Annotated in this window: 18 protein-coding genes and 1 tRNA gene; 12 read left to right on the top strand and 7 right to left on the bottom strand. The window is 63.3% G+C overall.

Features of this window, described 5'->3' with window-relative positions; translation table 11 throughout:
• Positions 1-130 precede the first annotated feature (130 nt).
• Positions 131-1036, bottom strand: coding sequence for a UTP--glucose-1-phosphate uridylyltransferase GalU (galU, locus tag FJ527_RS11090; RefSeq protein WP_015315839.1), 906 nt, complete (start codon positions 1034-1036; stop codon positions 131-133).
• Positions 1037-1247: 211 nt separating this feature from the next.
• Between galU and FJ527_RS11085 the strand changes: the two genes are divergently transcribed.
• Together FJ527_RS11085 and FJ527_RS11080 are read left to right on the top strand one after the other, a co-directional pair.
• Positions 1248-2471 (top strand): lytic murein transglycosylase, encoded by a 1224-nt coding sequence (locus tag FJ527_RS11085; RefSeq protein WP_015315838.1) that lies wholly within the window; start codon positions 1248-1250, stop codon positions 2469-2471.
• A 70-nt stretch (positions 2472-2541) separates the two neighbouring features.
• On the top strand, positions 2542-3732 hold the full coding sequence (locus FJ527_RS11080; RefSeq protein WP_083882972.1) for a DUF459 domain-containing protein: 1191 nt from the start codon (positions 2542-2544) through the stop codon (positions 3730-3732).
• On the opposite strand, the gene FJ527_RS11075 is transcribed toward FJ527_RS11080, so the two are convergent.
• Both FJ527_RS11075 and gltB read right to left on the bottom strand, forming a co-directional pair.
• Positions 3729-5183, bottom strand: a complete 1455-nt coding sequence (locus tag FJ527_RS11075; protein ID WP_015315836.1) for a glutamate synthase subunit beta — start codon at positions 5181-5183, stop codon at positions 3729-3731. The two genes, FJ527_RS11080 and FJ527_RS11075, sit on opposite strands and share 4 nt — an antisense overlap.
• A gap of 138 nt (positions 5184-5321) precedes the next feature.
• Positions 5322-10055, bottom strand: a complete 4734-nt coding sequence (gene gltB / locus FJ527_RS11070) for a glutamate synthase large subunit (RefSeq protein WP_140823115.1) — start codon at positions 10053-10055, stop codon at positions 5322-5324.
• Positions 10056-10528: 473 nt separating this feature from the next.
• Between gltB and FJ527_RS11065 the strand changes: the two genes are divergently transcribed.
• Positions 10529-11581 (top strand): low specificity L-threonine aldolase, encoded by a 1053-nt coding sequence (locus FJ527_RS11065; RefSeq protein ID WP_140789024.1) that lies wholly within the window; start codon positions 10529-10531, stop codon positions 11579-11581.
• An 80-nt stretch (positions 11582-11661) separates the two neighbouring features.
• Here the strand turns inward: FJ527_RS11065 and FJ527_RS11060 are convergent, their stop codons facing one another.
• The gene (locus FJ527_RS11060; RefSeq protein WP_013893124.1) at positions 11662-12129 is read right to left on the bottom strand and encodes an Hsp20 family protein; all 468 of its coding nucleotides are present in this window, start codon (positions 12127-12129) and stop codon (positions 11662-11664) included.
• Between the two features lie 479 nt (positions 12130-12608).
• Here FJ527_RS11060 and FJ527_RS11055 point away from each other — a divergent pair, with 479 nt between their 5' ends.
• The gene (locus FJ527_RS11055; protein ID WP_140823298.1) at positions 12609-13586 is read left to right on the top strand and encodes an alpha/beta hydrolase; all 978 of its coding nucleotides are present in this window, start codon (positions 12609-12611) and stop codon (positions 13584-13586) included.
• A 137-nt stretch (positions 13587-13723) separates the two neighbouring features.
• Here the strand turns inward: FJ527_RS11055 and hisN are convergent, their stop codons facing one another.
• Together hisN and FJ527_RS11045 are read right to left on the bottom strand one after the other, a co-directional pair.
• Positions 13724-14497, bottom strand: a complete 774-nt coding sequence (gene hisN, locus FJ527_RS11050) for a histidinol-phosphatase (protein WP_140823114.1) — start codon at positions 14495-14497, stop codon at positions 13724-13726.
• A gap of 370 nt (positions 14498-14867) precedes the next feature.
• Complete coding sequence (locus FJ527_RS11045; RefSeq protein ID WP_140823113.1) at positions 14868-15809, bottom strand: N-formylglutamate amidohydrolase; 942 nt, start codon at positions 15807-15809, stop codon at positions 14868-14870.
• Between the two features lie 162 nt (positions 15810-15971).
• Here FJ527_RS11045 and FJ527_RS11040 point away from each other — a divergent pair, with 162 nt between their 5' ends.
• Both FJ527_RS11040 and FJ527_RS11035 read left to right on the top strand, forming a co-directional pair.
• Complete coding sequence (locus FJ527_RS11040; RefSeq protein ID WP_006199474.1) at positions 15972-16334, top strand: response regulator; 363 nt, start codon at positions 15972-15974, stop codon at positions 16332-16334.
• A gap of 115 nt (positions 16335-16449) precedes the next feature.
• Positions 16450-16524: transfer RNA gene (locus FJ527_RS11035), tRNA-Val, on the top strand.
• Between the two features lie 91 nt (positions 16525-16615).
• Here the strand turns inward: FJ527_RS11035 and FJ527_RS11030 are convergent.
• The gene (locus tag FJ527_RS11030) at positions 16616-17770 is read right to left on the bottom strand and encodes a dihydrodipicolinate synthase family protein (RefSeq protein WP_140823112.1); all 1155 of its coding nucleotides are present in this window, start codon (positions 17768-17770) and stop codon (positions 16616-16618) included.
• Positions 17771-18007: 237 nt separating this feature from the next.
• Between FJ527_RS11030 and FJ527_RS11025 the strand changes: the two genes are divergently transcribed.
• The 6 genes from FJ527_RS11025 to FJ527_RS11000 are packed head-to-tail and all read left to right on the top strand — an operon-like array spanning position 18008 to position 25311.
• The gene (locus FJ527_RS11025; RefSeq protein ID WP_140823111.1) at positions 18008-19066 is read left to right on the top strand and encodes a LacI family DNA-binding transcriptional regulator; all 1059 of its coding nucleotides are present in this window, start codon (positions 18008-18010) and stop codon (positions 19064-19066) included.
• Positions 19067-19086: 20 nt separating this feature from the next.
• Positions 19087-20103 carry a Gfo/Idh/MocA family oxidoreductase gene (locus FJ527_RS11020; RefSeq protein WP_140823297.1) on the top strand — a complete coding sequence of 339 codons (1017 nt, stop codon included), beginning with the start codon at positions 19087-19089 and terminating at the stop codon, positions 20101-20103.
• A complete protein-coding gene (locus tag FJ527_RS11015) occupies positions 20100-21701 on the top strand; it encodes an acyl CoA:acetate/3-ketoacid CoA transferase (protein WP_140713387.1) in 1602 nt (533 codons plus the stop codon). Before FJ527_RS11020 ends, FJ527_RS11015 begins: the two co-directional genes overlap by 4 nt.
• Positions 21694-22470, top strand: coding sequence for an enoyl-CoA hydratase/isomerase family protein (locus FJ527_RS11010; RefSeq protein ID WP_140713385.1), 777 nt, complete (start codon positions 21694-21696; stop codon positions 22468-22470). The genes FJ527_RS11015 and FJ527_RS11010 overlap by 8 nt, the downstream gene beginning before the upstream one ends.
• A 17-nt stretch (positions 22471-22487) precedes the next feature.
• Positions 22488-23999 carry an aldehyde dehydrogenase family protein gene (locus tag FJ527_RS11005; RefSeq protein ID WP_140823110.1) on the top strand — a complete coding sequence of 504 codons (1512 nt, stop codon included), beginning with the start codon at positions 22488-22490 and terminating at the stop codon, positions 23997-23999.
• Between the two features lie 58 nt (positions 24000-24057).
• Positions 24058-25311 carry an ABC transporter substrate-binding protein gene (locus FJ527_RS11000; RefSeq protein WP_140823109.1) on the top strand — a complete coding sequence of 418 codons (1254 nt, stop codon included), beginning with the start codon at positions 24058-24060 and terminating at the stop codon, positions 25309-25311.
• Positions 25312-25357 lie beyond the last annotated feature (46 nt).

Genomic DNA, 25357 nt, shown 5'->3' with positions numbered 1-25357 from the left:
TGGCTGATACCGAGAACCGCAGCGGAGCGTACTTTATGTACGTGAGCACAATTCTACTGCGACGCAGTAGAACTGGGAAGCGTAGGAGCGGCCATTCGCAGGCCGGCATCACCTGAATATCAGGCATACCCTAGAAGGCCGCCCCGCGCCGTTCTGATGGCTTCATCTCGTCGAGCAGCGTGCGGATAACGCCGGCCATGCTCTGGTTCATGTCGTTGCGCCACAGCGCGAAAGCGACATTGGCCTCGACGAAACCTTCCGGCGAGCCGCAATCGAAGGTGCGGCCCTTATAATGGTAGCCGTAGAAGGCCTGCTGCTTCTCCAGCTTCAGCATCGCGTCGGTCAGCTGGATCTCGTTCCCGGCGCCCTTTTCCTGGCCTTCCAGAATCCTAAAGATCTCGGGCTGCAGGATGTAGCGGCCGTTGATGTAGAGGTTGGACGGCGCGGTGCCCGACTTCGGCTTCTCGACCATCTCGGTGATGCGGAAGCCGTGATGCGTGTCTTCGCCGCGCCCGACGATGCCGTATTTATGAGCCTCCGCCGGGTCGCATTCCTGCACCGCGATGATGTTATTGCCGGTCTCCTCGTAGAGCTCGACCATCGCCTTCGTGCAGCTCTTTTCCGACTGCATGATCATGTCGGGCAACAGCAGGGCGAACGGCTCATCGCCGACCAGTTCGCGCGCACACCAGACGGCATGGCCAAGACCCATCGGCACCTGCTGGCGGGTGAAGCTGGTCTGCCCCGGTGCCGGCTGCAGCCGCTGCAGGCGGGCAAGCTGCTCGTCCTTGCCGCGTTGTGCCAGCGTGTCATAGAGTTCGAACTGGATATCGAAATGGTCCTCGATGACCGCCTTGTTGCGGCCCGTGACGAAGATGAAATGCTCGATGCCCGCCTCGCGCGCCTCATCGACGACATACTGGATGACTGGCCTGTCGACGACGGTCAGCATCTCCTTGGGAACAGCCTTGGTGGCCGGGAGAAACCGCGTGCCGAGACCGGCGACCGGGAAAACTGCCTTGCGAACTCTCTTCATAGTTTAAATTATCCGTTTGCTGGCCAGCTCCGCAATCCCCGTCCCACGACATTTTCGCGCCGGAATTGAAGATTAGTGGGGCGGCTGAGGGAAACTCCCGCCGGTTAAAGCATCGAGGTGTCTTTTCGTTCCAGGCGACGCCTATGGTAAACTAATTCCTAACCCGGTTCGGCGAAGAATGGTCTTTCCTGGGACAGAGAAGGAGGAAAAAATGTCCGTTCGCAATGCCGCAAAACGTTTCGCCAGCGTCATGACGGCGGCCAGCCTCTCGCTCGCTTTGCTTGTCCCCACCGGGCCGGCCTTCGCCGACGCCGGTTTCCGGCAATGGGTCGCCGGCTTCCGCGCCACCGCCGTGGCGGGTGGCGTTTCCGGCGCCGTTTACGACCAGGCTTTCCGGGGCATCAACGAGCCCGATCCGGTGGTGCTGGAAAAGGCCCGCACCCAGCCCGAATTCACCGCGCCCGCCTGGGATTATTTCGACAACCGCGTCCATGACCAGTCCGTCGCCGTCGGGCAGCAGATGGCGAAGAAATGGAAGCCTTGGCTGGACAGGATCGAGGCGAGATTCGGCGTCGACCGCTACGTTCTCCTGGCCATCTGGTCGATGGAATCGAACTATGGCGAAATTCTCAAGCGCGACGACATCATGCGCAACGTCATCCGTTCGCTGGCGACTTTGGGTTATGGCGACGCGAAACGGTCGAAATACGCCCGCACCCAGCTGGTAGCGGCGCTGAAGATCCTGCAGACCGGCGATATCGACGAAAGCCACCTGATGGGCTCCTGGGCGGGCGCCATGGGCCAGACCCAGTTCATCCCGACCAGTTACCAGCACTATGCCGTCGACATGGACGGCAATGGCAAGCGCGACATCTGGAATTCCATTCCCGATGCGCTGGCGACATCAGCCAATTTGCTCAAGAAGAATGGCTGGCAGGCCGGCAAGACCTGGGGCTACGAGGTCGCGTTGCCGGCCGGCAAACTTCCCGCCGGGTCGAAGACCCTGGCGCAATGGCAGGCGCTCGGCGTGGGCCGCGCCAGCGGCAAGCCGTTCAAGAACCTCACCGACAAGGCAACGCTGAAAGTGCCGGACGGCCGTGGCGGGCCGGCCTTCCTGATGGTCAGGAATTTTTCGGTCATCAAGGCCTACAACAATGCCGACAAATACGCGCTCGCCGTCGGTCTGCTTGCCGATGAGATCGCGGGTGGCAGCGGCCTGGTCCAGGATTGGAACCGGCCTTTTACCAAGCTCAGCTTCGAGGAACGGCAGGAGTTGCAGAAGCGACTTTCCCAGCACGGCCTTTACGACGGCAAATTCGACGGCAAGATCGGCGACGGCTCGAAGACGGCCATCATGGCTTATCAGGCCAAGGTTGGCTTGACCCAGGATGGCTATCCGAGCTTGGAAGTGCTGAAATGGCTCAGGCAGAAATAGAGCCTGACGAAGTTGAGTAGGGAGGGAGCGATTGGTTTGGCCTACGCGCATCGGGACGTTCGTCCGTCGCATGCCGGTGCTGATCCTGGCCTTCGCCGTGCTCGCCATTGCCGTGGCCGGAGCTGTCCATGCCCCAGCCATGGCGCAGGAACAGCCGCAGCAAAGCCGGGGCTGGTCATTGCGCGACCTTCTGTTTCCGCGCCGCAGCGAGCGGGTCGAGCCGCCGCAGGACATCCAGAAGGCGAGACCTAAGCCGAAGAAGAAACCGCGTGCGCCTCGCCCACCAGAGGAGCCGGCAACGCCCGTGGTCGAAAAAGCGCCGGACGCCCGCACCGTCCTGGTGGTCGGCGACTTCATGGCGGCCGGCCTCGCCGAGGGTCTGGACGAAGCCTTCGCCGAGAATACCGGCGTCAGGATCGTGGTCCGCAGCAATGGCTCGTCAGGCTTCGTGCGCGATGATTTCTACAACTGGCCCGAACAGATCAAATCGCTGATCGACACCGAAAAACCCGCCGCGGTGGTCGTCATGCTCGGGTCGAACGACCGCCAGCAGATGAAGGTCGGCGACGTACGCGAACAGCCCCGCTCCGAAAACTGGACGAAGGAATACGAGCGCCGCACCGATGAGCTCGGCAAGGCAATCGCCACCGCCAAGGTGCCTTTCCTGTGGGTCGGCATGCCTGCCTTCCGGGTGCCGAAGATGACCTCCGACATGCTGGCCTTCAACGACATCTACCACAAGGCCGCCGAAAGCCACGGCGGCGAATTCGTCGATGTCTGGGACGGCTTCGTCGACGAGAACGGCGCCTTCGTCACCTCTGGCCCCGACATGAACGGTCAGCCGGTGCGACTGCGCGCCGATGACGGCATCAACGTGTCCAAAGCCGGCAAGCGCAAGCTCGCCTTCTACACCGAAAAGCCGCTGCTTAAGATCCTTGGACTGGCCGCGCCGGGAAGCGTGGCACCGACGACGGCGCCGGCGGGCGCACCGGTCGAGACCCCCGCTCCGGCGGCCGCGCCTATCGTCATCGATCGCACCCAACCCATGCTGCTCAGCGATCCCGCGCTCGACGGCGGCACAGAATTGCTCGGCGCCGCCCCACCGCCGAAGGCCAATCCGGCTCTTCCTGGCGAAAGGCTGGTGATCGAGGGCAAGGCGCCGGAGGCTTCCCCAGGCCGCGCCGACGACTTTTCCCGGCCGCCGAAGGCAAGTCCGGCGACAGCGGCAGCGTCCGACACCACCACGGCGATCAGCCCTTAACGCGGCAGGACGGTCGTCCCCATCAGCGCCTCGTCGATCGAGCGTGCCGCCTGGCGGCCTTCGCGGATCGCCCAGACGACCAGCGACTGGCCACGGCGTACGTCGCCCGCCGCGTAGAGCCGGTCGACGCTCGTCCTGTAATCGCGGTCATTGGCCTCGACATTCCTGGAACGGCGGCTGTCGGTGGTGATCTTCATCTCCCCCTCGAGTTCCGCCGCAACGCCCGCCATCGCCGGGCCAGCAAAGCCGATGGCGATGAAGGCGAGATCGGCGCGGATGACGAATTCGGTGCCGGCGATCGGCTTGCGCTTGTCGTCGACCTCGCAGCACTTCACGCCTGTAAGCTGGCCTTCCTCGCCGATGAATTCGAGCGTCGCCACCTGGAATTCGCGTTCGGCGCCCTCGGCCTGCGAGGACGAGGTGCGCATCTTGGTCGCCCAGTAGGGCCAGACGGAGAGCTTGTCTTCCTTCTCGGGCGGCTGCGGACGGATGTCGAGCTGGGTGACGCGCACCGCACCCTGGCGGAAGGCGGTGCCGACGCAGTCGGACGCGGTGTCGCCGCCGCCGACGACGACGACGTGCTGGCCACCGGCGATGATTGGATGCGACGGCCATGCCACCGACTGGATCGGTTCGCCGCCGACGCGGCGGTTCTGCTGCACCAGATAGGGCATCGCGTCATGCACGCCGCCGAGATCGTCGCCGGGAATGCCGGCAGCGCGCGGCGTTTCCGAACCACCGCAATAGAGCACGGCGTCATGTTCGGCGAGGAGTTCAGCCACCGGCTTGTCGATGCCGACATTGACGCCGCAATGGAAGGTGACGCCCTCGCCCTGCATCTGTTCGATGCGCCGGTCGATATAATGCTTCTCGATCTTGAAGTCGGGGATGCCGTAGCGCATCAGCCCGCCAGGGCGGCTCTCGCGCTCATAGACATGCACGTCGTGACCGGCGCGGCCAAGCTGCTGGGCGGCCGCCATGCCGGCTGGGCCGGAGCCGATGATGGCGACCCGCTTGCCGGTCTTCTTCTCCGGCGGATAGGGCCTGATGTGGCCGGTCTCGTAAGCCTTGTCCGCGATCGCCTGCTCCACCGTCTTGATGGCGACCGGAATGTCTTCGAGGTTCAGCGTGCAGGCTTCCTCGCAAGGCGCGGGGCAGATGCGGCCGGTGAACTCCGGGAAATTGTTGGTCGAGTGCAGGTTGCGGATCGCGTTGTCCCAGTCTCTGTTGTAGACGAGGTCGTTCCAGTCGGGGATCTGGTTGTGGATCGGACAGCCCGTTGGCCCATGGCAGAACGGAATGCCGCAATCCATGCAGCGCGCGGCCTGTTTCTCGACTTCCTTGTCTGACATCGGCAGCGTGAATTCGCGGAAATGCCGGATGCGGTCGGAGGCCGGCTGGTACTTGTGCACCTGCCGGTCGATTTCGAGAAAGCCTGTTACCTTGCCCATAGTCCAGTTCCTGCTGTCCAGATGGTGCGGTTTCGCCGCACCCGTTAACCTCTTGAGGCAGCCGTGGCAACCTTGAGCCCGAGGTCAAACTGTCGATGAAGGGGCCGGGAAGCCTGGGCCCCCCGGCAATTATCAAATCTATTCGGCCGCGACGCCCATGCGCATGCGTTCCATCTCGATCAGCGCGCGGCGGTATTCGACCGGCATGATCTTGCGGAATTTCGGCCGGAAAATAGCCCAGTCGTCGAGTATCTCGCGGCCGCGCACCGAACCCGTATAGTGCACGTGGTTCGAGATCAGCTGGTAAAGCCGTTCTTCGTCATGACTGGTCATGTCGCCGGACACGTCGACGCGGCCCTTGTGGTCGAGATCGCCGCCATGGTGCAGCAGCTTTTCCATCAGATCGTCTTCTTCCGGCACCGGCTCCAGCTCGACCATGGCCATGTTGCAGCGCTCGGCGAAATCACCTGCTTCGTCCAGCACATAGGCGACACCGCCCGACATGCCGGCGGCAAAGTTGCGGCCGGTTTTGCCGATGACGACGACGACGCCGCCGGTCATGTATTCGCAGCCATGGTCGCCGACGCCCTCGACGACCGCGGCGACGCCCGAATTGCGCACCGCGAAGCGCTCGCCGGCGACGCCGGCGAAATAGGCCTCGCCCTCGGTCGCGCCATAGAGCACCGTATTGCCGACGATGATGGAGTCGGCCGCGACGATCCTTGCCTCTTCCGGTGGCCGGATGACGATGCGCCCGCCCGACAGGCCCTTGCCGACATAGTCATTGGCGGCGCCGACGAGTTCGAACGAGATGCCACGTGCCAGGAAGGCGGCGAAGGACTGGCCGGCCGTGCCGGTGAGTTTTACCTGGATCGTATCCTCGCGCAGGCCCTTGTGCTTGAAGCGCTTGGCGACCTCGCCCGACAGCATGGCGCCCGTCGAACGGTCGACATTGCGGATGTCGACCTCGATCTTGACCGGTTGCTTGGCCTCAAGCGCGGGCTTGGCCAATTCGATCAGCTTGCGGTCGAGCACATCGTCGATCGGATGCTTCTGCCGCTCGGTCCAGTGCACCGCTTCATGCGGCGCGTCGGGCTTGTAGAACATCTTCGAGAAATCGAGCCCGCGCGCCTTCCAGTGCTGGATCACGTCACGCTTTTCCAGAAGGTCGGCGTCACCGATGATCTGGTCGATATGGGTGAAGCCCATTTCGGCGAGCAGCGCCCGCACCTCTTCCGCCACGTAGAAGAAGAAGTTGATGACGTGCTCGGGCGTACCCTTGAAGCGCTTGCGCAGCACCGGATCCTGCGTCGCGACGCCGACCGGGCAGGTGTTGAGATGGCATTTGCGCATCATGATGCAGCCGGCCGCGATCAAAGGCGCGGTCGAGAAGCCGAACTCGTCGGCGCCGAGCAGCGCGCCGATGATGACGTCGCGCCCGGTGCGCAGGCCGCCGTCGACCTGCAGCGCCACGCGCGAGCGCAGGCCGTTCAGCACCAGCGTCTGGTGCGTTTCGGCAAGACCCATTTCCCACGGGCTGCCGGCATGCTTGAGCGAGGTCAGCGGCGACGCACCGGTGCCGCCATCATAGCCAGAGATGGTGATGTGGTCGGCGCGCGCCTTTGCAACGCCGGCCGCGACCGTGCCTACACCAACCTCCGACACCAGCTTGACCGAGACGTCGGCCGCCGGATTGACGTTCTTCAGATCGTAGATCAGCTGCGCCAGATCCTCGATTGAATAGATGTCGTGGTGCGGCGGCGGCGAGATCAGGCCGACGCCCGGCGTCGAATGCCGAACCTTGGCGATGGTTGCGTCGACCTTGTGGCCGGGCAACTGGCCGCCCTCGCCGGGCTTGGCGCCCTGCGCCACCTTGATCTGCATCATGTCGGAGTTGACGAGATATTCCGCCGTCACGCCGAAACGCCCCGACGCGACCTGCTTGATCGCCGAACGTTCGGGGTTCTTGCCGCCACCTGGCAGCGGCAGATAGCGATCGGCCTCTTCGCCACCCTCGCCGGTGTTCGACTTGCCGCCGATCTGGTTCATGGCACGCGCCAGCGTGGTGTGCGCTTCCCTGGAAATCGAGCCGAACGACATCGCCCCGGTCGAGAAGCGCTTGACGATGTCGGCCGCCGGCATGACATCGTCGAGGGCGACCTTCGTGCGGCCGGTCTCATCCGCCAGCTTGATCTTGAACAAGCCGCGTATGGTCTGGGCGCGGGCCGTCTCGCTGTCGATCTGCGCCGAATAGTTCTTGAACGTCTCCCACGATCCCTGGCGCACGGCGTGCTGCAAGGTGGCGACCGCGTCGGGCGACCACATATGCGCCTCGCCGCGCATGCGGAACAGGTATTCGCCACCGACCTCCAGGCTGTTGCGCAGCACCGGATCGCTGCCGAAACCGTCCGTGTGACGGCTGACGGTTTCACCCGCGACCTCATCCAGTCCGACGCCTTCGATCAGTGTCGCGGTACCGGTGAAGTATTGCTGCACGAAATCGGTCTTCAGCCCGATGGCATCGAAGATCTGCGCGCCGCAATAGGACTGATAGGTCGAGATGCCCATTTTGGACATCACCTTGAGGATGCCCTTGCCGATCGACTTGATGTAGCGCGACACCACTTCGTAGGCGTCGACCTCCTCGGGCAGTTCGCCGCGCTTGTGCATGTCGAGCAACGTGTCGAAGGCGAGATAGGGATTGATCGCTTCCGCGCCGTAGCCTGCAAGGCAGCAGAAATGATGCACCTCGCGCGGCTCGCCCGATTCGACGACCAGGCCGACCGCGGTGCGCAGCCCCTTGCGGATCAGATGGTGGTGCACGGCGGCCGTGGCCAGCAACGCCGGAATGGCGATGCGGTCCGGTCCGAGCTGGCGATCGGACAGGATGATGATGTTGTAGCCGCCGGCGACTGCCGCCTCCGCCCGCTCGCACAGCCGGTCGATGGCCCCCTGCATGCCGGCAGCACCCTCGCTCGACCCATAGGTGATGTCGATCGTCTTGGTGTCGAAACGGTCCTCGGTGTGGCCAATCGAGCGGATCTTCTCGAGATCGCCATTGGTCAGGATCGGCTGGCGCACTTCGAGCCGCTTGCGGCGCGAATTGCCGACCAGGTCGAAGATGTTCGGCCGCGGTCCGATGAACGACACCAGGCTCATCACCAGTTCCTCGCGGATCGGGTCGATCGGCGGGTTGGTGACCTGGGCAAAATTCTGCTTGAAGTAGGTGTAAAGCAGCTTCGACTTGTCCGACATCGCCGAGATCGGCGTGTCGGTGCCCATCGAGCCCACGGCTTCCTGGCCGGTGGTCGCCATCGGCGACATCAATAGCTTGGTGTCTTCCTGGGTGTAGCCGAACGCCTGCTGGCGATCGAGCAGGCTGACATCCTTGCGCAGCGCGCGTGGCTCGACCGGCTTTAAATCTTCCAGGATGAGCTGCGTATTGGCAAGCCAGGTCTTGTAGGGGTGTTTGGTCGCGATCTCCGACTTGATTTCCTCGTCGGGGACGATGCGGCCCTTGGCAAGGTCGATCAAAAGCATGCGGCCGGGCTGCAGCCGCCACTTCTGGACGATCTTCTCCTCCGGCACCGGCAGCACGCCGGCCTCGGAAGCCATGATGACGCGGTCGTCGTCGGTGACGATGTAGCGTGCCGGGCGCAAGCCGTTGCGGTCTAGCGTGGCGCCGATCTGGCGTCCGTCGGTGAAGGCGACCGCCGCCGGCCCGTCCCAAGGCTCCATCAACGCGGCGTGGTATTCGTAGAAGGCCTTGCGATCGGCATCCATGAGCTTGTTGCCGGCCCAGGCTTCCGGGATCAGCATCATCATGGCGTGGCTGAGGCTGTAGCCGCCCTGGAACAGAAACTCGAGCGCATTGTCGAAACAGGCGGTATCGGACTGGCCGTCATAGGAGATCGGCCAGAGCTTCGAGATGTTGTTGCCGAACAGTTCGGAATCGACCGACGCCTGGCGCGCCGCCATCCAGTTGTTGTTGCCGCGCACCGTGTTGATCTCGCCATTATGCGCGACCATGCGGTAGGGATGCGCCAGCTTCCACGACGGGAAGGTGTTGGTCGAGAAGCGCTGGTGGACGAGGATCAGCGCGGTCTCAAAACGCGGGTCCTTGAGGTCCTTGTAGTAGGCGCCGACCTGATAAGCCAGGAACATGCCCTTGTAGACGATGGTGCGCGCCGACAGCGACACGCAGTAGGCGCCGATGTCCTTGTTGTCGTTCTCGGCGTAGATGCGGCCCGATATGACCTTGCGCAGCAGGTAGAGCCTGGCCTCGTATTCCTCGTCGTCGGTGATGTCGGCCGTGCGGCCGATGAAGACTTGGCGGTGGAACGGCTCGGACGCGACGATGTCGGGCGCCTTCGATAGTGACGAATTGTCGACCGGCACGTCGCGGAACCCGAGCAGCGGCAGCCCTTCGGACTGCGCAGATTCGGCGATGATCTCCTCGATATGTGCACGAAGGGCAGCATCCTGCGGCATGAACCAGTGTCCGACGCCGTACTGGCCTACTGGTGGCAGTTCGATACCTTGGGCCGCCATCTCCTCGCGGAAGAAAAGATCCGGAAGCTGCACCAGCACTCCGGCGCCATCTCCGACCAGCGGATCGGCGCCGACGGCGCCGCGATGCGTCAGGTTCTCGAGCACGGCAAGCCCGTCCTTGACGACCTGATGCGACTTCACGTCCTTCATGTTGACGATGAAGCCGACGCCGCAGGCGTCATGCTCGTTGCGCGGATCGTAGAGGCCCTGGGCGGTCAAGCCGCCGGCAGTCGCGCGATTTTTGGTGGAGGTATTTTTGACGGCGGCCGCTTTCGTCTGCGCGGCCTGGCCGTTCGTCGCAGAGAGCGTCAATTCCGTCATTGTCCTGTCCTCCATTCCAGCCCTTCAGGCGCTGGTTTGCCTCGGCAAGCGCTTGGCTCACCCTGATCCTTGCGGCACGTCTTGCGAAATCCTTTTTCGAACCATGCGGCTTTTCGCATGCTTCGCATCTGGTATCGTACAGGCCAGCGTCCGGCCGTCCACCTGTCGCTCGCGGCAACAGCCGGAGAGGCCAATATGTTACGCCAATCCGGCCTGTTTTGTGCGACAAAATAAGACAGCACTACTGTCCTAAATTTTTATGGCAGAATTCCTAAACGCGCACAAGACCGATTCACAAAAAACTTGGAGCTTTCGCGACATAAAATTACGCGGGGTTGAGGAAAAACGTAAGCTTAAGTCGTCGACGCTTGCCGCCACGTTGGCTGGCTTCAACGGTTTTCCGGCGCCTGGCCCTTGCGGTCGGCGCGTTAAACCGGTCAACTCCGGCTGATTTCCCCAACACAGGCAGATACATGTTCTTCGCTTCCGACAATTGGGCAGGCGCCCATCCCAATATCGTTGCCGGCCTGTCGGCCGCGGCTGGCGGCTTTGCCACCGCCTATGGTGACAGCGCCCTCGACGAGGCGGTTTATCAGCGTTTCAGTGAAATTTTCGAACGCGAGGTCGCGGTGTTCTTCGTGGCAACCGGCACCGCCGCCAATTCGCTGTCGTTGACCACCTTCAACAAGCCGGGCGGCATTTCCTTCGCTCACCGAGAATCGCATGTCATCGAGGATGAATGTGGCGCGCCGGAGTATTTTTCCGGCGGCTCGCGGCTGCACGCCGTCGACGGTCCCCTAGGCAAGATCGACCCGCCCAATCTGGACAGGGCGATCGGTCGTTTCGCAAGCGAGGTCGTCCATTGGGGCCGGCCGATGGCCGTCTCGATCACCCAGTCGACCGAGGTCGGCACCGTCTATGGTCTCGACGACATTGACGCGATCTCGGCCATCGCCAAACAGCATTCCGTGCCACTGCACATGGATGGCGCCCGCTTTGCCAATGCGCTGGCCGCGCTCGACACCACGCCGGCCGAAATGACCTGGAAACGCGGGGTCGATGTCCTGTCCTTCGGCGGTACCAAGAACGGTTGCTGGTGCGCGGAGGCGATCGTGCTGTTCGACCTCGACCGTGCCAAGGAATTGGCCTTCCTGCGCAAGCGTGCCGCACAGCTGCTTTCGAAGTCGCGTTTCGTCGCGGCGCAGTTCGAAGCCTATTTCAAGGACGGGCTGTGGCTCGACACCGCCAGGCATGCCAATGCCATGGCCGCGCGCCTGGCGGCGGCGATCGAGGATTCGGCCACGGCAAAGCTCGCTTGGCTGCCGCAGGCTAATGAGGTGTTTGCGGTGATCGAGAAAACCGAAGCAGACAGGCTGCAGGCTGCAGGCGCGGCCTTCTATGACTGGCACAGGCCGCATGGTTTTGACGGCCATATCGGCGAGGACGAACTGCTCTATCGCTTCGTCACCAGCTTTGCCACGACGACTGAGGAAGTCGACCGCTTTGGCCAGCTGATCGCCGGATAACAGTCAATCTTCGGACAAAAAAGCGGCGCCTCGCGGCGCCGCTTCCGTCTCGGGAGGAGACTTTAGATTTTATGCGGTCGTCAGGCTGCCGTCTTGGCCTCGATCTGCTTGGCCTTGGCCGGAGCCGAGGTGATCGCGATCTTGCGCGGCTTCAGCTCTTCGGGAATGTTGCGCTTGAGGTCGACGAAGAGCAGGCCGTTCTTCAGCGCGGCGCCGACGACTTCAACATGATCGGCAAGCTGGAAGCGGCGCTCGAAGGCCCTGGAGGCAATGCCGCGATAGAGCAGTTCGGAACCCTCGCCGGTGCCCTCGTCCTTGCGCTCGCCCTTCACGGTCAGCACGTTACGGTGAGCTTCGATCGAGATTTCCTCGTCCGAGAAGCCGGCGACGGCCATCGAAATCCGATAAGAGTCCTCGCCGGTGCGCTCGATGTTATAGGGCGGATAGGTCTGCGCGCCGTCGGGCTGCGCAAGCGAATCCAACATGGTGAAGAGACGGTCGAAGCCGACGGTCGAACGGTAAAGCGGGGAAAAATCAACGTGACGCATGAGGTGTTCTCCTGTTGAGCAACATGGTTTGCGTATGGTCGGTGCGAAACCCGCGAGCGGCGTTTCGGGAGGACCAGCGGCCCCGATTGGCGACCGCAACCCACATCTGGGGAGCGCTCGAAAGCATTTCAAGTTTCGTTTGACGGCAAAAAAGAACGAAGCGGCCAACCTTTGATGAACGGCAGATGAACCAGCGCTTCGGCGCCCGTTCAGACAGCCAGCGCTAAAGTGGCTTTCAAGATCAAGGATTGGCGGCGCCGGATCTGCGAAGGTGCCGCAACGAGGCCGAACCGGGTGTTAACGTCCCTTCCTCCCGGATCGACAGGGGCCGGAAGCGCGCTCAAAGCCGCTTCCGGCCTTACCCGTAGCAGTCCTCCCTGACCCGGATTTGCTTTGCTTTTGATGTGTTGGCGTCTATCACCGTGACGAGGCCAGCCGCGACCGGCTGGCACGCAAGGACGCCGAGTACAAAGCGCCGAATAATGGATCTTTTCCACGACACTCCGCTCTTCCACGAAACCGAGGGCAATCCGCGACCGGAAAACGCCACCGGCGGCTTTTTCACCACGCGTGACGGCAAGAAAATACGTTATGGCCTGTTCGCCGCGGTGGCGCGGCCGATGCGGGGCACCGTGGTGCTGCTTGGCGGCCGCAACGAGTGCATTGAGAAATATTTCGAGACCATCCGTGACCTTGCCGCGCGTGGCTTTGGTGTCGCCATCCTGGACTGGCGCGGTCAGGGCGGTTCGGACAGGCTGATCCGCGATCGCCAGCGTGGCTATGTCAGGTCGTTCCGCGACTATACGGCTGACCTGGAGCAGTTCTTCGAAGAGATCGTGCTGCCGGACTGCCGCGGACCGTACTATATCCTCGCCCATTCGGCCGGCGCTGTGATCGCGCTGCTTGCCGCGCCGTCGATGGTAAACCGCGTGCGGCGCATGGTGCTGATCGCGCCGTTCCTGACATTGCCCGACCTGCCGGTCTCGATAGGGACGGTGCGCCGGATCTGTTCGTTTTTCTGCGCCCTGGGGCTCGGCTGGCTCTATGCCGCCTGGGGTCCAAGGCCGAGACACACGCTGCCCTTCGAAGCCAACAAGGTGACATCGGATCCGCAACGCTATCGCCGTAACACGCGCATTTATGAAGAATATCCGCAAATGGCGCTCGGCGGCCCGACGATCCGCTGGCTGCAGGCGGCGGCGAAGGCGTCGGCAGCCATCAGCGACCCCGACTTCATGGCCCGCATTCAGGTGCCGCTGCTGATCATCGCCGCCGGCGCCGACCAGGTCGTCTCGACCAGGGCGGTGGAGGCATATGCGAGAAATCTACGGCTGGGTTCGCTGTTGATGATCGACGGTGCCAAGCACGAAATCCTGCAGGAAGCCGATCTCTACCGCGAACAATTCCTCGCTGCCTTCGACGCCTTCGTCCCCGGCTCAGATGACCCGACAGCCTGACGGGCCGCGGCTCTTCCGCGAGAGGGTGTAGCTGACACTCCCTTTTTCAGGAAGGAGGCGCTGGCGGCGTTCAGGCAGACCTATGGGCGTACGCTGGCGGCATTCCAGCGGTCGAGAGCCGCCGACCGGAGGCGATGTCAGCCGCGCAGGGCAGCCATGGCGGCGGCATGAAGCTCCGGTGTCGCGGCCGCTAGAACGTCCCCGCCATTCTCCGCCGGCCCGCCGTCGAAAGTGGTGACGACCCCGCCTGCCTTCTCGATGATCGGGATCAGCGCCACGATGTCGTAGGGCTTCAATCCAGGATCGGCGACGATGTCGACGCTCCCCGAGGCGATCATGGCGAAGGCATAGCAATCGGCGCCATAACGGGCGAGCTGGATTTGCCGCTCGAACGCGTCATAGCGCGTGCGTGCCTCGCCTTTGAACAGGGCCGGCGTTGTGGTGAACAACGTGGCCTCGGCCAGCTTCGTCGTCTTGCGGGTCGTTAGCTTGCGGGGCCCTCCCGGCCCCTCATAATGTGATCCGGAGGCGTTGGCGTAGAACAGCTCGCCGGTGAAGGGCTGCGCCATCATGCCGGCGACCGCGTCACCATCGACCGTCAGCCCGACCAGCGTCCCCCACACCGGCAGGCCGGAGATGAAGGCGCGCGTGCCATCGATCGGATCGATCACCCAGACATGCCGGCTGGAGATGTTCTCGCTGCCGTGCTCTTCGCCCAGGATGCCGTGGTCGGGATACTCGGCCGATATCAGCGCCCGGATGGCGCGCTCGGCCTCGCGATCGGCCTCCGTGACCGGATCGAAACTGCCTTTTTCCTTGTTGGCGACCGCGCCCTGGGCGCGAAAGCGCGGCAAGGTCTCCGCCGCCGCCGCTTGCGCGATACGGCGCATGAAATCGATGCTGATGTCCAACTGATTCTCCCGCTTTGCAGCGCGCCCGAGCCGGGCCTGCCGCGACTTCCCCGCCAAGACAAGCTTGTTTATCGATTTATCCGCCGCGACAACTGTTGCCGGAATGTCACTCCAACGTCATCGAAACGCAATTTCCATATCACTCTGAATTAAAAAAGCCTAAACGTCGCTTGACATTTGTGCGCTGCACAATACCCTCAATCTCGGACAGGGTTTCCTGTCCATGCCCTCCTTGGGCGTTTCCTCCCTAGACTTCGACCGTATCGTGCAAACGATGCGGTCTTTTTTTCACGGCCGCTCCTGGAGCGGGCCGTCCAAAGAAGCACACAAAAATCTTGGGCAACGGCACGCACGGGACAAGGCGTGGTCTTCACTCCGCGGCCAGCGGCAGATCGATGAAATGATGGTCCGGCATCGCCATCAGGTCCGCTGAAAACCGCGCCAGATCGTCGGCCAGCGCGTCGAAGCCGGCGGCTTTCTCGAATGTCCGCTCATTCATGTAGAGCCCGCGATTGACCTCGATCTGCAGCGCATGCAAATGACGCGCCGGACGGCCGTAATGCTCGGTGATGAACCCGCCGGCGTAAGGCTTGTTGTGGGCAACCGTATAGCCCATCGCGGTCAACAGGCCGATCGCGGTTTCGGTCAGGGCCGCGGTGGCCGAGATGCCGAAACGGTCGCCGATGATGAAATCCGGCCGCAGCCCGTTGTCCCCGACACGGATGCTCGCCGGCATCGAATGGCAATCGATCAGCACGGCAAAGCCGAACCGGGCGTGGGTCCTGGTCAAAAGCCGCTTCAGCGTTTCGTGATAGGGCTTGTAGACGGCCTCGATGCGGGCAACCGCCTCGGCGAGCGGCAAGCGGCCCGAATAGATGTCGAGCCCCTCGCCCACCAGCTTCGGCACGGTGCCGAGCCCGCCGGCCACGCGCGCGGAGCGGATGTTGCAGAAGGACGGCACCGGCTCGGCGAACATGCGCGGGTCGAGTTCCCAGGGCTCGCGGTTGACGTCGAGATAGGCGCGCGGGAAATTCGCCGCCAGCAGCGGCGCGCCGAGCGCCACGGCGCCGCCGAACAACTCGTCGACATAGCAATCCTCCGAGCGGCGGATGGCATTGCGATCGAGCCTTGCCATGGCAAGAAAGCGTTCGGGATAGTAGCGGCCGCTATGCGGCGAGTTGAAAAGGAAGGGGACGCGCTGCTCGGCGCCCGACCGGATTTCGAAGGGTGGAAAGACCGAAAAATCCTCGGCTGCCGTCTTCAATTTGAACGAACCCGAAAACACCAGTGCATCATGGCATGAAACTGCCACCTTGCTGGCCGCATGTCCAGCATTTCGGCGGTCGTGCCGCTGGGCAAATGTGGGTCAGGCGCGTCCGCGTTCACTTGATGTTTACTCTCACCTCCTCATATACAGGATGGTTAACGGACCTGCCCCACGGCAGTCTCCGGCGGGTGATTCGGACGGGATAACATGGCACGCATTCTTCTGGCGGAAGACGACGACGATATGCGTCGGTTCCTCGTCAAGGCGCTGGAGCGCGCCGGCTATCAGGTCAGCGATTTCGACAACGGCGCCAGCGCCTATGAGCGGCTGCGTGAGGAACCGTTCTCGCTGCTTCTGACCGACATCGTCATGCCGGAGATGGACGGCATCGAACTGGCGCGTCGCGCCACCGAGATCGATCCCGATCTCAAGGTCATGTTCATCACCGGTTTTGCCGCCGTCGCGCTGAACCCGGATTCCAAGGCGCCGAAAGACGCCAAGGTGCTGTCCAAGCCCTTCCACCTGCGCGATCTGGTCAACGAGGTCGAGAAGATGCTGCAGGCGGCCTGAACCGCCTTTCGCAAGCCGCCGGCGTCGGTCCACAGCCGCGGCGGGACGACGTGTTTTTCCTCTTTTCCTGCTATTGACGCGCCTGACCAAAAATGGTGTATGCGCGGCTTCGGATGGGCGTGTAGCTCAGCGGGAGAGCACTGCATTGACATTGCAGGGGTCACAGGTTCAATCCCTGTCACGCCCACCATCCAACCCAGATATTCGGACCTTGCATCAATACGCGAGCGTCTTGGCGCTCACCGGAATGGACGACGGGTGATCCGATCGCGAAACGCGTTTTAGGCCCCCGCGACAGCACACAGGCTTTTCATCCGCGAAATGGCAAGGTCGGGGTCGGCCAGCAATCCTGCCTGGTCGGCGAGGCGAAAGACGTCGGCATAATGGCGGATGCCGCGCGCCGACTGCATGCCGCCGACCATCGAGAAATGGTCCTGGTGGCCGTTGAGCCAGGCCATGAAGACAATGCCGGCCTTGTAATATTCAGTCGGCGCCTCGAAGATTTTTCGTGACAGCGGCACGGTCGGCGCCATCAGCGCGTCGTAGCCGGTACGATCGCCGGCAGCCAGCTTCGCCAGCGCGGCATTGGCGGCCGGTGCGATCGCGTCGAAAATGCCGAGCAGCGCATGCGAGTGCCGCTTGCCGTCTCCGGCGATCAGCTCGGGATAATTGAAGTCGTCGCCGGTGAACATCATGACGCCGTCCGGCAGCCGGTTCCTGAGCGCCACTTCCTTGCCGGCGTCGAGCAGCGATATCTTGATGCCTTCGACCTTGCCGGCATTGCGCTCCATGATGGCGATCACCGTATCGAGCGTGGTCTCGAAATCGTCACTGCCCCAATAGCCTTTCAAGATCGGATCGAACATGTCGCCCAGCCAGTGCAGGATGACCTTGCCGGAGGCCTGGCCCAATATGCGGTCGTAAACCAGGGCGTAATCGTCCGGCCCCTTCGCCACGGCCGCCAGCGCGCGGCTGGCCATCATGATCGCCTTGCCGCCCTGGCCTTCGATGAAAGCGAACTGCTCCTCATAGGCGGCGACCACGTCGTCGACCGTCCGGGCCTTCGACGGCGCCAGATGGTCGGTGCCCGCACCCGAGGCGAGATCGGCGCCAGCGACGGTCCGCGCCTCCGCGATTGAACGGCGGATCAATTCCTGCGCATTCGTCCAATCGAAACCCATGCCGCGCTGCGACGTGTCCATTGCCTCGGCGATGCGGAAGCCGAGCCGCCATAGATGATGACGAAACGCCATCGTCCTGTCCCAATCGACAACGGGCCGCGACCATGGATCTGTCATTCCCAGCGGATCGGCGACGACATGCGCGGCGGCATAGGCGATGCGCGAAAACCGCGCGCCGGTCACCGGCTGGACCGGCTGTCCGACAAGCGCGTAGGGTGTGCTGCGGCCACCCTCGCCAGGCAAGGCAATGTCCATGGATCTCTCCCTTTCGTGTCTCCTAAATGGAACGTTCCAATAAATCAAGAACCTTTAAGGTTTGAGATGGACGGCCAGCGATGCTGCGTTGCAACACAACGACCCCTTGGGTAGCAATCGTTTGACCACATATGACCTGCTGCTCTTGCTAGAGAAAAATCCTGATTGACTCATCCTCGGAGCAAGGATTAGAACGTTCCAATAAATTCGATTGAAAAAACCGGGGAGGATATCTGGATGGCCAGCCGGCCGAAGGCGACGATCTTCGACATCGCCCGCGAAGCAGGCGTGTCCAAATCGACGGTGTCGCTCGTGCTCCAGGGCAGCGGCCTGATCCGCCCCGAAACCGCGGTCAAGGTGCGCAAGGCGATCGAGGATGTCGGCTATGTCTATAACCGCGGCGCCGCCAATCTGCGCAAGGCCCACTCCAACGTCATCGGCATGGTCATCAACGACCTCACCAATCCGTTCTTCGCCGAGATGGCGGTCGGCATGGAGCGGGTCTTCCAGTCGGCCGGCATCGTGCCCTTCATCGCCAACACTGCCGAAAATCCGGTGCGCCAGGAAGAAGTGCTGAAGTCTCTGATGGAACAGGGCGTCGCCGGGCTCATCGTTTCCCCGGCGCGCGGCACGACGCCAGGGGCGTTCCGGCGGCTGGAAATAGCCGGTCTGCCGATTGCCTTCGCCATGCGCCGGCTGCCTGAAAGCCGCATTCCGGTGATTGCTCCCGACAATCATCGGGGCGCCTATCTCGCGACTTCGCATCTCGTCGGCAAGGGGCATCGCCGCCTGGCCTTCTTCGGCGGTTCGTCCGACCTCGTCGTTTATCATGAGCGCCTGGGCGGCTTTCGCGAGGCCTGCGAGACGCTCGGCATCGACGTCCGCGACGCGCTCATCATAGAGGGCGAGACCAATCGCAAGGGCGGCATGGCCTGCCTGGAAACGTCGCTCGCAATGGCCGAGCCGCCAACCGCGGCCCTTTGCTTCAACGATGCCGTTGCCTTTGGCGTCATGCTGGCGCTGCGCAAGCGCGGACTTGAGCCGGGCGCGGATTTCGCTGTCGTCGGCTTCGACGATGTGGTCGAGGCCGAACATTATATGCCGCCGCTGACCAGCGTAGCGGTGGACTCCGCCGGTCTCGGCGAACGCGCGGCCCACGTCATGATCAAGATGATCCAGTCGCGCACCACGCGGGCCGAGGATCATATCGGCGCCGTCAATCTCGTGGTCAGGGAAAGCTGCGGCCCGGATCGCCGCACGCGAAAAAGGCCCGTGGCGGCGGGAACCGCGACATGAGCGTCAACGGGAACCGCGACATGGGCGTCAAATGGGGGCTGATCGGCGCCAGCACGATCGCCCGGCAATTCATGATCGATGCCATTCGCGCTCAACCCGATGGCGAGATCGCGGCTGTAATGAGTTCCAGCGCGGAACGCGCCACGGCCTATGCAAGGGAAAATGGCATTCCAGCCGCCGTATCGAATCTCGACGCCTTGCTCGGATCCGACATCGACGCCGTCTACATCTCCACCACCAATGAACTGCATTTCGAACAGGCGCTGGCCGCTGCCAAGGCGGGAAAGCATGTGCTGTGCGAGAAGCCGCTGGCGCTGACCAGCGACGACGCGCGCAAGATGGTCGCCGCGGCCAAGGCGGCTGGCGTCGTGCTCGGTACCAATCATCATCTGCGCAATGCCGGTGCGCACCGCGCCATGCGCGACGCCGTTGCCGCGGGCCGCATCGGCAACCCCATTGCCGCGCGTGTCTTCCATTCCGTCTACCTGCCCGAAAACCTGCAGGGCTGGCGCATCGCCAGGCCCGAGGCGGGCGGCGGGGTGGTGCTCGACATCACCGTGCACGATGCAGACACGCTGCGCTTCGTGCTTGGCGACGATCCGGTCGAGGTTTCCGCTTTCACGCAATCCGCCGGCATGGCCGGGAGCGGGCTGGAAGATGGCGCCATGTGCGTCTGGCGCTTCAAATCGGGCCTTATCGCGCAATCGCATGAGGGGTTCACCACCAGGTTTGCCGACACCGGCTTCGAGGTGCACGGCTCGCAGGGCTCGCTCATCGCCCGCGATGTGATGACGCAGAAGCCGGCCGGCTCGGTCCTCCTGCGCACCGCCAGCGGCGAAGAACAGTTGAGCTTCGACCGCGAGGATCTATACGCCAGGTCGGTACGCGGGTTCCATGCCGCGGTCCGTGGCGAGCGCCAGCCTTCCGCCACCGGAGAAGACGGCATCTGGTCGCTCGCCGCGGCCGAGGCGGCATTGCAATCGGCGGCTTCCGGCAAGACCGTCAAGATCGACCCGAAACTCGGGAGCATGAATTGAGCAAGGTCGTCTCATCGGCGCAGGCCGCCAGCCTGATCAAGGACGGCATGGTCGTCTCGGTGTCCTCGTCGAGCGGCCTCGGCTGTCCAGACGCCGTGCTCGCCGCGATCGGCGAACGCTTCGATGGCGAGGGCCATCCGAAGGATATCACCACGCTGCACCCGATCGCCGCCGGCGACATGTATGGCATCAAGGGCATCGATCATCTGGCGAAGCCCGGCCTCTTGAAGCGTACGCTGTGCGGCTCCTATCCGTCAGGTCCCTCCTCCGCCGAGCCGCCGCAAATCTGGAAGATGATCGGCGACAATGCGGTTGCCGCCTATAACGTGCCGTCCGGCATCCTGTTCGACATGCACCGAGAGGCCGCCGCCAAGCGACCGGGCGTGCTGACCAAGGTCGGCCTCGACACTTTCGCCGACCCGCGCCACCAGGGCTGCGCCATGAACGCCGCCGCCGCCGAGCCGATCGTGTCGGTGCAGCAATTCGACGGCGAAGAATGGCTCTACTTCCGCGCCATCGTGCCGCAGGTCTCGATCATCCGTGCCACCACGGCTGACGAGCGCGGCAACCTTACCTACGAGCATGAGGGGGCCTATCTCGGCGGGCTGGAGCAGGCGCTCGCCGCCCGCAACAATGGCGGCATCGTCATCGCGCAGGTCAAACGCGTCGTCGAGAACGGCACGTTGAAGCCGCATGATGTGCGCGTGCCGGGCGTGCTGGTCGACCATATCGTCATTGCGCCGGATCAGTTGCAGACGACGCTGACGCCCTACGATCCCGCAATCTCCGGCGAGATCTTCCGGCCGCTGTCGAGCTTCCGCAATGCCGAGATGAATGTCCAAAAGGTGATCGCGCGCCGGGTCGCCATGGAGCTTCGCGACGGCATGGCCGTCAACATCGGCTTCGGCATTTCGGCCAACGTGCCGCGTATTCTTCTGGAAGAAGGCCAGCACGGCAAGGTCACCTGGCTGATCGAACAGGGCGCGGTCGGCGGCGTGCCGTTGCTCGACTTCAAGTTCGGCTGCGCCTCCAACGCCGAGGCGATCATGCCGTCGCCGCACCAGTTCATCTATTTCCAGGCCGGCGGCTTCGACGCTTCGCTGCTTTCCTTCCTGCAGATCGACCGCCACGGCTCGGTCAACGTGTCCAGGCTTTCGGCGCGGCCGCATGTCACCGCCGGTGCCGGCGGCTTCGTCGACATCACCTCGCGGGCGAAGAAGATCGTCTTTTCCGGCTTCTTCAATGCCGGGGCCAAGCTGTCGCTCGCCGATGGCGGCATCCGCATCGACGCGGAAGGCAAGGTCAAGAAAGTCGTCGAGGAGGTTGAGCACATCTCCTTCTCCGGCAAGCGCGCCGTCGCGCAGGGACAAGACATCACCTATGTCACCGAGCGCTGCGTCATGAAGCTGACGCCCGATGGGCTGATGGTGACGGAACTGGCGCCGGGCATCGACCTCGATCGCGATGTGCTGGCGCAGGCCGAGATCCCGCTCAACGTAGCCAACGACCTCAAGCTGACGCCGGCGGCGCTCTACCAGGATCGGCCGATCGGCCTGTCGCTGAATGGCGGCGCCTTGCTCGGAGGCGCGCATGGCTGAGCGTCTCGTCACCTTCGAGCAGGATGGCGCGATCGGCATTGTCACCTTGCGCCGTCCGGAAAAATTCAACGCGCTCGATATCCCGATGCTGCGCGCGCTGGAAGCGGCGCTGGACGAGGCGGAAAGCGCTCAGGAGGTCCGCGTCGTCCTCATATGCGGCCAAGGCAAGGGGTTTTGCGCCGGCGGCGACGTCGAGGCCTGGGGGAGCATGAGCGCCGCCGATTTCCAGGTGCAATGGGTGCGCTACGGCCACCGTGTCTTCGACCGGCTGGCGCGGCTGCGGCAACCGACCATCGCCGTTCTGTCCGGTCATGCGCTCGGCGGCGGGCTGGAACTGGCTGTGGCTTGTGATTTCCGCGTCGCGGAAACGCAGGTGAAGCTCGGCTTCCCCGAGACCTCGATCGGCGTTGTCCCCGGCTGGTCCGGCACGCAGCGCGCGGTGCGTCGCTTCGGCGCCCAGACGGTGCGTCGAATGGCTGTCGGTGGCGAGATTTTCCTGGCGCCGGAAGCGCTTGCGCTGGGTATCGTCGACCGCGTCGTCGAAACCGGCAAGGCGTCGGATGAAGCCAGGATCTGGGCTGAAAAAATCGCCGAACGCGGACCACTGGCCACCGAAGCCGCCAAGCTGATGATTGCGGTGGCGGAAGGCGAGGAAAGTGCCGCTGCGACAGAGGCCTTGGCCAGCGGCTTCATGGCGCTCACCAGCGATCTCAAGGCCGGCGTCGGCTCCTTCAAGACCAAGCAGAAGCCCGTGTTTTCGCGTTCGTAGGACAGAGTGGAAATCACATGAATGCACCTCTGAAGATTCCCATGCCTGCCGAGGCCTCCGTGGCCCCCAAGGCATACAAGCTTCTGATCGACGGCAAGCATGTCGATGCCCGCGATGGCCGCATGCTGGAACGCAAGAGCCCCGGCCACGGCTTCATGGTTTCACACTATGCTCAGGCGGGTGCCGCCGAAGTGGAAGCCGCGGTGCAGGCGGCGCACAGGGCCTTCGAGACCGGCCCCTGGCCGCGCATGCAAGCGTCCGAACGCGCCGCGATCCTGCTTAAGGCCGCCGACCTGATCGAGATCCGGCTGGAAGACATCGCCCGGCTCGATGCGCTGGAATCCGGCAAGCCGATCGCCCAGGCGCGCGGCGAGATCGGCGGCGCCGTCGACATCTGGCGCTATGCCGCCTCGCTCGCCCGCACGTTGCACGGCGAAAGCTACGCCAATCTTGGCGATGCCATGCTGGGCGTCGTGCTGCGCGAGCCGATCGGCGTCGTCTCGATCATCACGCCGTGGAATTTCCCCTTCCTCATCGTCAGCCAGAAACTGCCTTTCGCGCTCGCCGCCGGCTGCACGGCCGTGGTCAAGCCAAGCGAAATGACGTCGGCCTCGACCTTCGTGCTCGGCGATATCCTGTTGGAAGCCGGCGTTCCCGCTGGCGTCGTCAACATCCTCGCCGGCCTCGGCGCCGATGTCGGCGCGCCGATGGTCAGCCACCCGCTGGTCGAGATGGTTTCGTTCACCGGTTCCACCCGCGTCGGCAAGATGACCATGGCCGCGGCCTCGAATTCCCTTAAGAAGGTTTCGATGGAACTCGGCGGCAAGAACGGCCAGATCGTCTTCCCCGATGCCGATCTTAAAGCCGCAGCCGATGCCGCGGTATTCGGCGGCTTCTTCAACGCCGGCGAGTGCTGCAATGCCGGCAGCCGGCTGATCGTGCATGAGGCGATCGCCGACGACTTCCTGGCCGCCGTGAAGGCATTGACCGCCAGGGTAACCGTGGGCGATCCGCTCGACGATCTAACCAAGGTCGGCGCGATGATTTCGTCAGACCATTTGGCCAAGGTGACCGATTACGTCGCGGCCGCCGCGAGCGAGGGCGGCAGCATCTACAGCGGCGGCGGGCAACGCCCTTCCAATGCCGGCCAATATCTCGATCCGACGATCTTACGCAACGTCACCGAAAACATGACGGTCGCGCGCGAGGAAGTGTTCGGGCCGGTGCTCTCGGTGCTGACTTTTGAATCGATTGAAAAGGCGTTGCGCATCGCCAACAACACGCCCTATGGTCTGTCGGCGGGTGTGTGGAGCGCCAGCATCGACACCTGCATGTCGGTGGCGCGGGGCGTGCGTTCGGGGACTGTCTGGGTGAACACGTTCATGGAAGGTTATCCAGAACTGCCGTTCGGCGGCTACAAGCAGTCGGGCTTGGGCCGCGAACTCGGCAAGCGCGCTGTTGAGGACTATACCGAGGAAAAGACAATCCAGTTTCATCGCGGCCAGCGCACCGGTTGGTGGGTCGGCTGAGTTGGGAAGAACCCGGTGGGCTGCCACCGGTCGTGTAATGCAACAAGGGAGGAAGTACATGTTGCGCAAACTGCTTATCGGAACGGCGCTCGCTTCGGGCCTGGCTTTCGCGGCCCATGCCGAGGACGTCAAGGAAGTGCAGATGCTGCATTGGTGGACGTCGGGCGGCGAAGCGGCTGCTCTCAACGTGCTCAAGGGCGATCTGGCCAAGGAAGGCTATGCCTGGAAGGACGTTCCCGTGGCCGGCGGCGGCGGCGATGCCGCCATGACCGCGCTGAAGGCGATGGTCGCGGCCGGCAACTATCCGACCGCCTCGCAGATGCTCGGCTACACCGTGCTCGACTATGCCGCTGCCGGCGTGATGGGCGACCTCACAGAGACGGCGAAGAAGGAAGGCTGGGACAAGTCGGTTCCGGCCGCGCTGCAGAAGTTCTCCGTCTATGACGGCAAGTGGGTTGCCGCTCCGGTCAACGTCCACTCCGTCAACTGGCTGTGGATCAACAAGGCGGTGATGGACAAGATCGGCGGCACCGAGCCTAAGACCTTCGACGATTTCATCGCCCTGCTCGACAAGGCCAAGGCGGCTGGGGTCACCCCGCTCGCGCTTGGTGGCCAGAACTGGCAGGAAGCGACCATGTTCGATTCCGTCGTGCTGTCGACCGGCGGACCTGAGTTCTACAAGAAGGCGATGAACGACCTCGACGACGCGTCGCTCAAGTCCGACACGATGAAGAAGTCGTTCGACAATCTGGCCAAGCTCGTCACCTATGTCGACCCGAACTTCTCTGGCCGCGACTGGAACTTGGCCACCGCGATGGTCATCAAGGGCGATGCGCTGGTGCAGGTCATGGGCGACTGGGCCAAGGGCGAGTTCCACGCCGCCAACAAGACACCGGGTACGGACTTCCTCTGCTATCGCTTCCCGGGCACCGACGGCTCGGTGATCTACAACTCCGACATGTTCGGCATGTTCAACGTTCCGGACGACCGCAAGGCCGCCCAGATCGCTCTGGCCACCGCCACCTTGGCGAAGAGCTTCCAGTCGGCCTTCAACGTCGTCAAGGGTTCGGTTCCGGCCCGCACCGACGTGCCTGACACCGACTTCGACGCTTGCGGCAAGAAGGGTATCGCCGACCTGAAGAAGGCCAATGAAGGCGGCACGCTGTTCGGCTCGCTGGCCCAGGGCTATGGCGCGCCTCCGGCTGTCGCCAATGCCTACAAGGACGTCATCTCGAAGTTTGTCCACGGTCAGATCAAGACCTCGGACGAAGCCGTGACCGAACTGGTCAAGGCGATCGACGACGCCAAGTAAGCGCCGGCCACAAACACCTTCCCCGCTCCGGCGGGGAAGGTTTCCG

This window comes from Mesorhizobium sp. B2-4-18 (assembly GCF_006441385.1).
Lineage (GTDB): Bacteria > Pseudomonadota > Alphaproteobacteria > Rhizobiales > Rhizobiaceae > Mesorhizobium > Mesorhizobium australicum.
Note: the sequence above shows the minus strand (reverse complement) of the source record. Positions and strands in the feature narration are given on the sequence as shown.

What these genes read in the sequence shown, in the direction of transcription:
- galU (WP_015315839.1), bottom strand. Translation starts at nt 1,036, where the DNA reads ATGAAGAGAGTTCGCAAGGCAGTTTTCCCGGTCGCCGGTCTCGGCACG.
- FJ527_RS11085 (WP_015315838.1), top strand. Translation starts at nt 1,248, where the DNA reads ATGTCCGTTCGCAATGCCGCAAAACGTTTCGCCAGCGTCATGACGGCG.
- FJ527_RS11080 (WP_083882972.1), top strand. Translation starts at nt 2,542, where the DNA reads ATGCCGGTGCTGATCCTGGCCTTCGCCGTGCTCGCCATTGCCGTGGCC.
- FJ527_RS11075 (WP_015315836.1), bottom strand. Translation starts at nt 5,183, where the DNA reads ATGGGCAAGGTAACAGGCTTTCTCGAAATCGACCGGCAGGTGCACAAG.
- gltB (WP_140823115.1), bottom strand. Translation starts at nt 10,055, where the DNA reads ATGACGGAATTGACGCTCTCTGCGACGAACGGCCAGGCCGCGCAGACG.
- FJ527_RS11065 (WP_140789024.1), top strand. Translation starts at nt 10,529, where the DNA reads ATGTTCTTCGCTTCCGACAATTGGGCAGGCGCCCATCCCAATATCGTT.
- FJ527_RS11060 (WP_013893124.1), bottom strand. Translation starts at nt 12,129, where the DNA reads ATGCGTCACGTTGATTTTTCCCCGCTTTACCGTTCGACCGTCGGCTTC.
- FJ527_RS11040 (WP_006199474.1), top strand. Translation starts at nt 15,972, where the DNA reads ATGGCACGCATTCTTCTGGCGGAAGACGACGACGATATGCGTCGGTTC.
- FJ527_RS11030 (WP_140823112.1), bottom strand. Translation starts at nt 17,770, where the DNA reads ATGGACATTGCCTTGCCTGGCGAGGGTGGCCGCAGCACACCCTACGCG.
- FJ527_RS11025 (WP_140823111.1), top strand. Translation starts at nt 18,008, where the DNA reads ATGGCCAGCCGGCCGAAGGCGACGATCTTCGACATCGCCCGCGAAGCA.
- FJ527_RS11020 (WP_140823297.1), top strand. Translation starts at nt 19,087, where the DNA reads ATGGGCGTCAAATGGGGGCTGATCGGCGCCAGCACGATCGCCCGGCAA.
- FJ527_RS11010 (WP_140713385.1), top strand. Translation starts at nt 21,694, where the DNA reads ATGGCTGAGCGTCTCGTCACCTTCGAGCAGGATGGCGCGATCGGCATT.
- FJ527_RS11005 (WP_140823110.1), top strand. Translation starts at nt 22,488, where the DNA reads ATGAATGCACCTCTGAAGATTCCCATGCCTGCCGAGGCCTCCGTGGCC.
- FJ527_RS11000 (WP_140823109.1), top strand. Translation starts at nt 24,058, where the DNA reads ATGTTGCGCAAACTGCTTATCGGAACGGCGCTCGCTTCGGGCCTGGCT.